The sequence below is a fragment of the Paenibacillus allorhizoplanae genome, from assembly GCF_927798215.1.
Taxonomy (GTDB): domain Bacteria; phylum Bacillota; class Bacilli; order Paenibacillales; family NBRC-103111; genus Paenibacillus_E; species Paenibacillus_E allorhizoplanae.
On the sequence record NZ_CAKMMW010000032.1, the window covers coordinates 55,972 to 65,925 of the forward strand.

11 protein-coding genes and 1 rRNA gene are annotated in these 9,954 nt (G+C 46.9%); all 12 read left to right on the forward strand.

All coding sequences use genetic code 11. The annotated features are described in order from the left end of the window. The first annotated feature begins 107 nt into the window (after nt 1–107). Nucleotides 108–1,049 carry a cysteine synthase A gene (gene cysK / locus L6I86_RS32005; RefSeq protein ID WP_173120980.1) on the forward strand — a complete coding sequence of 314 codons (942 nt, stop codon included), beginning with the start codon at nt 108–110 and terminating at the stop codon, nt 1,047–1,049. Between the two features lie 119 nt (nt 1,050–1,168). Further along, complete coding sequence (locus L6I86_RS32010; RefSeq protein WP_236292804.1) at nt 1,169–2,698, forward strand: anthranilate synthase component I family protein; 1,530 nt, start codon at nt 1,169–1,171, stop codon at nt 2,696–2,698. Between the two features lie 34 nt (nt 2,699–2,732). Next, on the forward strand, nt 2,733–3,314 hold the full coding sequence (gene pabA / locus L6I86_RS32015) for an aminodeoxychorismate/anthranilate synthase component II (protein WP_236292806.1): 582 nt from the start codon (nt 2,733–2,735) through the stop codon (nt 3,312–3,314). A gap of 3 nt (nt 3,315–3,317) precedes the next feature. Beyond that, complete coding sequence (gene pabC, locus L6I86_RS32020; RefSeq protein ID WP_236292807.1) at nt 3,318–4,184, forward strand: aminodeoxychorismate lyase; 867 nt, start codon at nt 3,318–3,320, stop codon at nt 4,182–4,184. A 22-nt stretch (nt 4,185–4,206) separates the two neighbouring features. Next, complete coding sequence (gene folP / locus L6I86_RS32025) at nt 4,207–5,028, forward strand: dihydropteroate synthase (protein WP_236292808.1); 822 nt, start codon at nt 4,207–4,209, stop codon at nt 5,026–5,028. Nucleotides 5,029–5,067: 39 nt separating this feature from the next. Next, a complete protein-coding gene (gene folB, locus L6I86_RS32030; protein ID WP_236292809.1) occupies nt 5,068–5,436 on the forward strand; it encodes a dihydroneopterin aldolase in 369 nt (122 codons plus the stop codon). Continuing rightward, the gene (gene folK / locus L6I86_RS32035) at nt 5,433–5,945 is read left to right on the forward strand and encodes a 2-amino-4-hydroxy-6-hydroxymethyldihydropteridine diphosphokinase (protein ID WP_171629497.1); all 513 of its coding nucleotides are present in this window, start codon (nt 5,433–5,435) and stop codon (nt 5,943–5,945) included. Before folB ends, folK begins: the two co-directional genes overlap by 4 nt. Then, nucleotides 5,927–6,139: a helix-turn-helix domain-containing protein gene (locus L6I86_RS32040; protein WP_056617884.1), complete on the forward strand. Its 213-nt coding sequence runs from the start codon at nt 5,927–5,929 to the stop codon at nt 6,137–6,139. Before folK ends, L6I86_RS32040 begins: the two co-directional genes overlap by 19 nt. A 17-nt stretch (nt 6,140–6,156) precedes the next feature. Beyond that, a complete protein-coding gene (gene dusB / locus L6I86_RS32045; RefSeq protein WP_236292810.1) occupies nt 6,157–7,173 on the forward strand; it encodes a tRNA dihydrouridine synthase DusB in 1,017 nt (338 codons plus the stop codon). A 221-nt stretch (nt 7,174–7,394) separates the two neighbouring features. Then, nucleotides 7,395–7,871 carry a transcription elongation factor GreA gene (greA, locus tag L6I86_RS32050; protein WP_056617876.1) on the forward strand — a complete coding sequence of 159 codons (477 nt, stop codon included), beginning with the start codon at nt 7,395–7,397 and terminating at the stop codon, nt 7,869–7,871. 86 nt (nt 7,872–7,957) lie between these two features. Beyond that, nucleotides 7,958–9,454, forward strand: coding sequence for a lysine--tRNA ligase (gene lysS / locus L6I86_RS32055; RefSeq protein WP_236292811.1), 1,497 nt, complete (start codon nt 7,958–7,960; stop codon nt 9,452–9,454). A gap of 327 nt (nt 9,455–9,781) precedes the next feature. Further along, nucleotides 9,782–9,954, forward strand: a 16S ribosomal RNA gene (locus L6I86_RS32060); the annotation flags it as partial.

A 9,954-nucleotide genomic window follows, 5' to 3' on the forward strand; every position in this document is an offset into this window, starting at 1 on the left:
TTGTGAGAAATTGATTGACAACCTGTAAGTGCATTGTTAAGATTAGTATAATTAATACCGACTAATTAACTCGGAAATCATTAAACTTAATCTGGAGGGGAAATATTATGGCAAGATTAGTACAAAGCATTACGGATTTGATTGGAGATACACCACTAGTTCGTTTGAACCGTGTTGTACCAGAAGGCAGTGCAGAGGTTTATGTGAAACTAGAATACCAAAATCCAGGTGCTAGCGTAAAAGACCGTATTGCCATCTCCATGATCGAAGTTGCCGAGCAAGAAGGCAAATTGAAGCCAGGTGACACAATTGTAGAACCAACGAGTGGTAACACAGGAATCGGGATTGCGTTGGTGGCAGCAGCTAAAGGATATAAAGCTATCCTAGTTATGCCAGAAACAATGTCATTGGAGAGACGTAACCTGCTTCGCGCTTACGGTGCACAGCTCGTTCTAACTCCTGGAGCAGAAGGCATGAAGGGCGCAATTAAACGTGCGGAAGAACTTCAAGCTGAGAATCCTTCCTACTTCATCCCACAACAATTTAAGAACCAAGCGAATGTGAAGGTTCACCGTGAAACGACAGGACCTGAAATCGTGGAAGCGATCAACGCACATGATGGGAAACTGGATGCTTTCATTTCCGGTATCGGTACAGGTGGTACAATCACAGGTGCAGGTGGCGTTTTGAAAGAAAACTTCCCGAACATCAAAATTTATGCAATTGAACCTGCGGCATCCCCAGTTCTTTCTGGTGGTAAGCCAGGTCCTCATAAAATTCAAGGTATCGGCGCAGGCTTTGTTCCTGATATTTTGAACACGAATGTGTACGATGAAATTATTGCCGTTGAGAACGAAGATGCGTTCGAAACTTCACGCCGTGTTGCCAAAGAAGAAGGTATTCTTGGCGGAATTTCCTCCGGTGCCGCGATTTTCGCAGCATTGAAAGTTGCTAAAGAGCTAGGCGCTGGCAAACGTGTTGTTGCTGTAATTCCGAGTAACGGTGAGCGTTACCTTTCTACGCCTTTGTACCAATTCGAAGAGCAATAAGATCAAGTTGCATTGTCAAAAAGATCAAGCCTTCAGCTATTACAGCTGGGGCTTTTTTTCTGTATAGGGTTGGAGTATACTAATGGACAACGAATTAACGGATTTTAAGGAGCGCAAGTATGATCTTAACTACAGTGGAACAATGGCAGGAGTGGTCTTCTAGCTACAACATGCTGCCGTATGTAATCAAATTAGGCTTAGCCGATGATCGAATTGCCTCGTGGGAAGACGCATGGAAAGAAGCTTCACCAGATTCCTTCGTACTTGAAAGTGGGAAAGGTGGACGCTATACGCACTTTGGGCTGCATCCCTTTTCTACTGTGCGGGGTACAGGTTTGAAAGCAGAAATCAAAGGTCATTCGACCTCGACGATCACACACCTGCAAGGGAAGCCGCTCGACATCGTTAAGCAGTGGATGTCCGCTTATCATAGTCCGAAAGTCCAAGGTGCGCCCAAATTTGTCGGTGGCTGCGTGGGCTATTGGAGCTACGATGTGATTCGCACCATTGAGAAACTGCCAGAGCAAGCGCAGGATGATCTTCCGATCCCTGATTACTGCTTCGCTATGTATGATCAGGTGTGGACCTTGGATCATACGGAGAAGAGCCTGTACATCGCTGTGCATATGCCCTGCTCCCCAACTGCAGACCTCAGCGAGCTCTACGCGCAAGCGCACGCTCGCGCCGAATCCATGCTCGTCCGCTGGCACGCGATCCGCGCCGGCAACTGGTCCGGCACACCGCTGAGCGGTGCCGACCAACCGGTGATGGCGCACGAGCAGCTGCACATCGACGTCGAAAGCATCGCAGGCATTCAGCCTGCTTTCGACAAAGCCGAGTTCATGGCTGCGGTGGAGCGCATCCAAGCCTACATCTCCCAAGGTGACGTGTTCCAAGTCAACTTGTCGGTCAGACAGAGCCGGCAGCTGCGCACAACGCCGGAGGAGATTTACGAGGCGCTGCGCATCGTAAATCCTTCTCCCTACATGGGCTTGCTGCGCTTCGCAGGCTTCGCCCTTGTCTCCGGCTCGCCAGAGCTGCTCGTGCAGCTCGAGGACGGCGTCCTGCGGACGCGTCCGATCGCTGGCACGCGCCCGCGCGGCAAGGACGCGCAGGATGATCTGCGCCTGGCCGGCGAGCTCATCCACAACGACAAAGAGCGTGCCGAGCACGTCATGCTGGTCGACCTCGAGCGCAACGACATGGGCCGTATCTCGCGATATGGTTCCGTCCATGTGAAAGACTTCATGGTCATCGAATACTATTCCCATGTAATGCATATCGTCTCCGAAGTCGTCAGCGAATTGGCCGAGGGTAAGGACGCCTATGATGTCATTGCGGCAACCTTCCCTGGTGGTACGATTACAGGCGCGCCGAAGATTCGCTGCATGGAAATCATTGAAGAACTAGAGCCAGTACGTCGTGGTCCTTACACGGGTTCAATGGGATGGATTGACTATAACGGCAATATGGAATTTAATATTATTATACGCACGTTAGTAGCGGTTGAAGGGATGGGGCATATTCAAGCAGGAGCGGGGATCGTCATAGATTCCATACCAGAGCGCGAATATATCGAATCCTTGAACAAGGCCAAAGCGATGTGGAAAGCAATTGAGTATAGCGAGCGGAGCATGAGCCGAGCTTAAGCCCGAGTGGGCTGAGACGAAAGGGGAGCTTAGAATGATTTTAGTGATTGATAATTATGATTCGTTTACGTACAACCTTGTTCAGTATTTGGGAGAGATTGGCGAGGAAGTCATCGTTCGTCGTAATGACGAAATTGATTTGGCGGGGGTCGAAGCGTTGGCGCCGGACCATATCTTAATATCTCCAGGTCCTTGCACACCGAATGAAGCTGGAATTAGCTTATCACTGATTGACCATTTTAAAGGGATCATCCCGATTTTCGGCGTTTGCCTAGGACATCAATCTATTGGCCAAGCTTTCGGTGGCGATGTGATTCGCGCAGAGCGCTTGATGCACGGTAAAACCTCGGAGATTTTCCACGACGGGAAAACCTTATTCGAAGGGCTTCCGTCACCTTTCATTGCAACACGCTATCATTCCTTAATTGTCAAAACAGAAACCTTGCCCGATTGCCTAGAAATTAGCGCACAAACCGCTGAAGGCGAAATCATGGCTTTGCGTCATAAAGAGTATCCGATCGAAGGGGTGCAGTTCCACCCAGAATCGATCATCACCCAGCATGGACATCAGATGCTGCGCAACTTTCTTCGTCGCACAGCGAAAACAGGTGTCTAACGCATGATTATTTCCATCAATGGTATCTTAACCGAAGAAACACAAGCCGTGGTCTCCGTATATGATCACGGTTTTCTTTACGGGATCGGTTTGTTTGAGACGTTTCGAACCTACAATCGCAAACCATTTCTGCTCGCTGAGCACCTTCGTCGTCTCACGGATGGCTGCCATGAGCTTGGTATCGCTTTTGAGCCTAACCTTCAGAAACTGACACATCTCATCGAAGAACTGCTCCACGCTAATCATCTTGAAGAGGCGTATATCCGCTATACCGTCTCTGCGGGAGTCGAGGCATTAGGTCTTCCTTCCGGTGATTATACGAAGCCATCGGAAATCATATACATCAAACCTTTACCTCCAAGGGATGAAACAATCTACCTTCATGGCAAAGCGCTGCAACTACTCAAGCTGCCACGTAATACACCAGAAGGGATGTATCGGTTTAAGTCCTTTCATTATATGAACAATATTTTGGCTCGAAGAGAGCTTGGGAAATACGCATGGGCTACTGGGGCGGAAGGGCTAATGCTTTCGGAAGATGGCTATGTGGCAGAAGGGATCATCAGCAATCTCTTTTTCGCCAAAAATAACTCCCTCTACACCCCGTCGCTTGATACGGGCATCTTGCCTGGCATCACAAGAGCGCATGTGATAGATCTTGCACAGCAGCTTCAACTTCCTACACAGGACGGTTTGTACCGTTGGGAAGATCTCGTAGACGCAGAAGAAGTGTTTCTTGTGAATTCGATCCAAGAAATCGTTCCTGTCACCACATTGTACACGCCAAGTGGACAAGTCTACACGGTAGGCACTGGATCTCCGGGTCCTATAACTCGTCAACTCATCCAACGCTACGCAATCTCACAGTAACGAACAGGAAGTGAATCCTTAAATGAATGTGTTATCCTGTAGAGGACATGAACTGCCCATTGGTGATCGTACGATCATTATGGGCATATTAAACGTAACGCCAGATTCCTTTTCGGATGGCGGCAGCTACCGACAAGTTGAAGATGCGGTTCGCAAAGCCCATCAAATGGTTGCTGAAGGCGCAGATATCATCGATATTGGTGGAGAATCCACACGTCCAGGTGCAGCGATTGTTACATCTGACGAGGAACTGCAGCGTGTAATCCCTGTTGTTGAAGCGATTCGCCGTGAAATTAATATCCCTATTTCAATTGATACCTACAAAGCGGAAGTAGCCAGACAAGCTTTAGAAGCGGGAGCCCACATCATCAATGATGTTTGGGGCGGTCAAGCGGATGCAGACATGGCAGATGTGGTGGCGCAATATGATTGTCCATTTATCATCACCCATAATCGGATAAGCTCAGAATATGTCGAATTTCTTCCAGAAGTGATCGGGGATCTATGTAGCTATACCGATCAAGCTCTTCAAGCTGGTATTAAGCCAGAGCACATCATTCTTGATCCCGGCATAGGATTTGCGAAATCCTACGAGCAAAATCTCTATCTAATGAACAACCTACGCCCGATCGTAGACCTTGGATATCCAGTTCTTTTAGGCACCTCGCGCAAAAGCGTCATCGGACTCACCCTTGGGCTACCTCCCGAGGAGCGCCTCGAAGGAACGGCAGCAACTGTTGTACTTGGGATCGCGCAAGGGTGTGGAATCGTTAGAATCCACGATATTCAAGCCATCAAACGGTTAGCTGTTATGACGGATGCCATGTTGCGCAGCAAACTTTAAGTTATATATATCGTTATTTCAACCCTGGAGGCTTTCCTTATGGACAAAATCATCCTTACCCGCATGCAATTTTTCGGCAATCACGGGGTGTTCCCTGAAGAGAATACGTTGGGCCAACGATTCTACGTCGATGTAGAGCTGATGCTCCCTTTAGATAAAGCTGGAAAGACTGATGATCTGACGGAAACGGTTCATTATGGCGAAGCTTTTTTCTTAATCAAAGAGATTGTGGAAGGGCGTACGTACAAATTAATCGAGGCATTAGCAGAAAATATTGCATCCGAGCTCTTGCATACTTATACTAGTATCAATGAAGTGACGGTTCGCGTTATTAAGCCGCATCCGCCCTTCGCCGTTATTTTTGACGGTGTTACCATAGAGATTAACCGAAAGCGGGCATTGGAATGACAGCCGAAGATCGAGAACGCACGATTGCTTACGTCGCATTAGGCTCCAATATTGATAAGCGTGAACATTATTTGCAGGGTGCTATCGCAGCGCTGAATGAGGAATCGGGGATAACGGTGACGGGGCAGTCCAGCATCTATGAAACCGAGCCTGTGGGCTATGTGGATCAATCTGCTTTTCTAAATATGGTTATTCAAATTCATACGGACTTATCGCCTGAAGCGTTATTGGTTACCTTGCTAGCCATTGAGAACCGTTTGGGTCGAACACGTGACTTACGTTGGGGACCCCGAACAATTGACTTGGATTTGCTCCTGTATGGTGACCACCAGCTTACGACCCCCGACTTGATCATTCCGCATCCGCGGATGCATGAGCGGGCTTTTGTATTAGTGCCCCTCTCTGAGGTTCTCTACGCGCGGCAGGACGCTCTATTTGAATCTATCTCTGCACACTTGGAGAAACTGGAAGGAAAGGAAGGCGTCATCCTATGGAAAAAAGCTCAATAGCACAGCGCATACGCGCTTTTCGTAAGTTAAAAGGCTATACGCAGAGTGAATTGGCCGATTTGTTAGGCGTATCCATTGCCATTTTAGGGGCGATTGAACGTGGAACACGCAAGCCAGACAATAAAATGATTCATAATATCTCGCAAGTTCTTAACATAGAACCCGAGGAATTAGTCGCAGTAGTTGTGAAATGAGAGGAGTGGAATCTTCGGTGCTGAAAATAGGAAATGTCGAAGCTCCCAATAAAGTTGTATTAGCCCCAATGGCGGGCGTTTGTAATCCAGCGTTTCGATTAATCGCCAAAGAGTTTGGCACAGGCTTAGTCTGTGCGGAAATGGTTAGTGATAAAGCGATCGTACACGGTAATGCACGCTCGTTGGAGATGTTATATGTAGATGATCGTGAAAAGCCTTTGAGTCTTCAGATTTTTGGAGGCGACACGGAGACTTTGGTTCAAGCGGCTAGAATTGTTGATCAACATACGAATGCCGATATTATTGATATCAACATGGGGTGCCCTGTTCCCAAAATCACGAAATGTGATGCAGGCGCAAGGTGGTTGCTCCAACCAGATAAGATCGAAGCCATGATCGCGACAGTTGTTGCTGCGGTAAGTAAACCTGTTACAGTGAAGATGCGTATTGGTTGGGATTCGGAACATATTTATGCTGTCGAAAATGCGAAAGCTGTCGAAAGAGGTGGTGGCAGCGCCGTTAGTGTTCATGGGCGTACGCGTGAGCAACTGTATACAGGGAAAGCTGATTGGGATATCATTCGCGAGGTGAAGCAAGCTCTGTCGATTCCGGTTATCGGAAACGGTGATGTCGTCACACCAGAGGATGCCAAACGCATGCTGGATCAAACGGGTGTAGACGGTGTAATGATTGGACGTGGTGCGCTAGGCAACCCATGGATGTTGTACCGAACAGTTCAATACCTGGCCAATGGTGAGCTACCGCCAGAACCGTCGGCAGAAGAGAAAATCCGCATCGCGATTTTGCATATGGATCGTTTAATTGCCCTCAAGGGTGAGCATGTTGCCGTGAAGGAAATGCGCAAACACATGGCTTGGTACCTCAAAGGAATGACAGGAGCAGCCCGTGTGAAAGATATCATCATGGAGACAGAAAAGCGGGATGAAATGGTTCGTACATTGGACGCATATGTTGAACATCTTGCAACAAGTTCCGTCTCAGGGACTGCGGAAGAATCAACTGTGGTGCATTAAAAAGAAGCAGGGATGGTTGACATTGACATTTTGAAACCGTTGCAATATAATCAGTCAATATTAATGTGTTCCTGCATATATTGAAAGACTAACGAGTAAGCAACTTATTATGAAACGTGAATTCATACTACTTGAATCAGCTCTATAAAGACCCAACTCCTAGCAGGAAGCATCGATTCAACGATATGAAAATCTTTCACATGACGGGAGATCAGTTGGCAATGGCTGAAAAAGAGGTCATTCTTACACCAGTAGGGCTACGGAAATTAGAGGATGAGCTTGAGCATCTGAAATCCGTGAAACGCCGTGAGGTTGCGGAAAGAATTAAGGTTGCCATCGGTTATGGCGATATTAGTGAGAACTCCGAGTACGAAGATGCGAAGAATGAGCAAGCCTTTATTGAAGGAAGAATCATTACTTTAGAAAAAATGCTGCGCAATGCGCGGATTATTAATAACGATGATGTCGATATTAACACGGTTAGTGTTGGATCGATTGTTACGCTGAAAGACTTGGAATATGGTGACTTGGTAGAATACAACATTGTAGGCTCGGCTGAGTCCGATCCGTTGCAGAATAAGATTTCCAATGAAAGCCCTGTGGGTAGAGCTATTCTAGGCAAGCAAAAGGGCACCAACGTTGATGTTGTAGTACCTGCTGGCGTCATTCAGTATCAAATTATTGATATTAAAAAGTAGCGTGCAGCCGCAAGCCTTTTGGAAAGCTTCCGTCAGGAAGCTTTTTTCCGTTCACAGCCCTAACTAATTCGTAGGAGATGAAAAGCATGAGTCAGGAACTAGAATTAAATGAATTGCTCGTTATTAGGCGCAACAAATTGGACGAGCTTCGTGGTCTTGGTGTCGATCCATTCGGCGGCAAGTTTGTAAGAACGCATGCAGCAGGGGATATTCTTTCGGCTTATCAAGAGATGAGCAAAGAAGATTTAGATGAAGCGAACGTTGAGGTTCGTATTGCAGGGCGTATTATGCAGAAAAGAAGTATGGGTAAAGCTAGTTTTGCACATCTGCAAGACATCACAGGGAAAATTCAAATCTACGTGCGTGAAGATGCGCTAGAAGCGAATATTTATAAAGCTTTTGATATTCTTGACCTAGGGGATATGGTGGGGGTAGAAGGTGTTGTTTTCAAAACGAAAACAGGCGAAACCTCTATTAAAGTGAAATCGCTTGAGGTATTGACGAAATCGTTGCTTCCATTGCCGGATAAATTCCATGGCCTAAGTGATGTTGAACTGCGCTACCGTCAACGTTATGTGGATCTGATTATGAACCAAGATGTTCAGAAGACGTTTATTCTTCGTTCCAAAATCATTCAATCCATGCGCCGTTATTTAGATTCTTTGGGCTATTTGGAAGTGGAGACACCAACTCTGCATTCTATCGCGGGTGGCGCTTCAGCACGTCCTTTTAACACACACCACAATGCACTGGACATGCAGCTTCATATGCGTATTGCCATCGAGCTTCATTTGAAGCGTCTTATTGTTGGCGGACTGGAGAAAGTGTACGAAATCGGTCGCGTATACCGCAATGAGGGGATTTCTACGCGTCATAATCCAGAGTTCACGATGATTGAGTTGTACGAGGCATATGCCGACTACAAGGATATCATGAAGCTGACAGAAGAGCTTGTTGCTCATATCGCGCAAGAAGTGCTTGGACAGACGACCATTCCTTATGGTGACCATGAGGTAGATTTAGCTGTAGGTTGGAGACGTGTCTCCATGGTCGATGCGATCAAAGAAGTCACGGGTGTAGACTTTAGTGTTCATATGACTAACGAGCAAGCGCATGGTTTGGCCAAAGAACACAAGGTTTCTGTTGAGCCGCATATGACATTTGGTCACATTGTGAACCAGTTCTTTGAGACGTTTGTAGAAGAGACGCTGATTCAGCCTACATTCATATTTGGACATCCATTAGAGATTTCTCCGCTTGCCAAAAAGAACCCTGAGGATCCGCGCTTTACGGATCGCTTTGAGCTCTTTATCGTGGCTCGTGAGCATGCGAATGCTTTTACAGAGCTTAATGATCCAATCGATCAAAGAGAACGTTTTGAGGCGCAGCTTCGTGAAAAAGATCTGGGCAACGATGAAGCGCATGAGATGGATGAAGACTTCATCCGTGCGCTTGAGTATGGTATGCCGCCAACGGGTGGCCTAGGTATAGGAATTGACCGTTTGGTCATGCTATTGACGAATGCACCATCGATCCGTGATGTCTTATTATTCCCGTTGATGCGTGAACGCCAAGGCGAGTAATATCTTCTAGAGGCGCCAATCGGTGCCTCTAATTTTTTTTGAAATAGGACTTGCAAAGTGTGTATCGTCTGTGGTATCTTATAAAAGTTGCCGCTGAGGACAACACGAGAAACACAAGAAACACAACAAAAAACAACTCGAAATTAAGAGTTGCAAATAAAAACTCAGTGTGGTATATTGGTCTTCCGGCTTTCGAAAGAGAGTAGGTTGGACAAGAGTGATTGATCTTTGAAAACTGAACAACGAGTGAGTAAGCACAGTCGAGTAATCGACTATAAAAGAGATTGAAAAATCTTGCTAGCTTCAAATGAGCATTTCAGCTTTTCTATTATGGAGAGTTTGATCCTGGCTCAGGACGAACGCTGGCGGCGTGCCTAATACATGCAAGTCGAGCGGGTTTTTCCTTCGGGATAAGCTAGCGGCGGACGGGTGAGTAACACGTAGGTAACCTGCCTTTAAGACTGGGATAACTATCGGAAACGATAGCTAAGACCGGATAA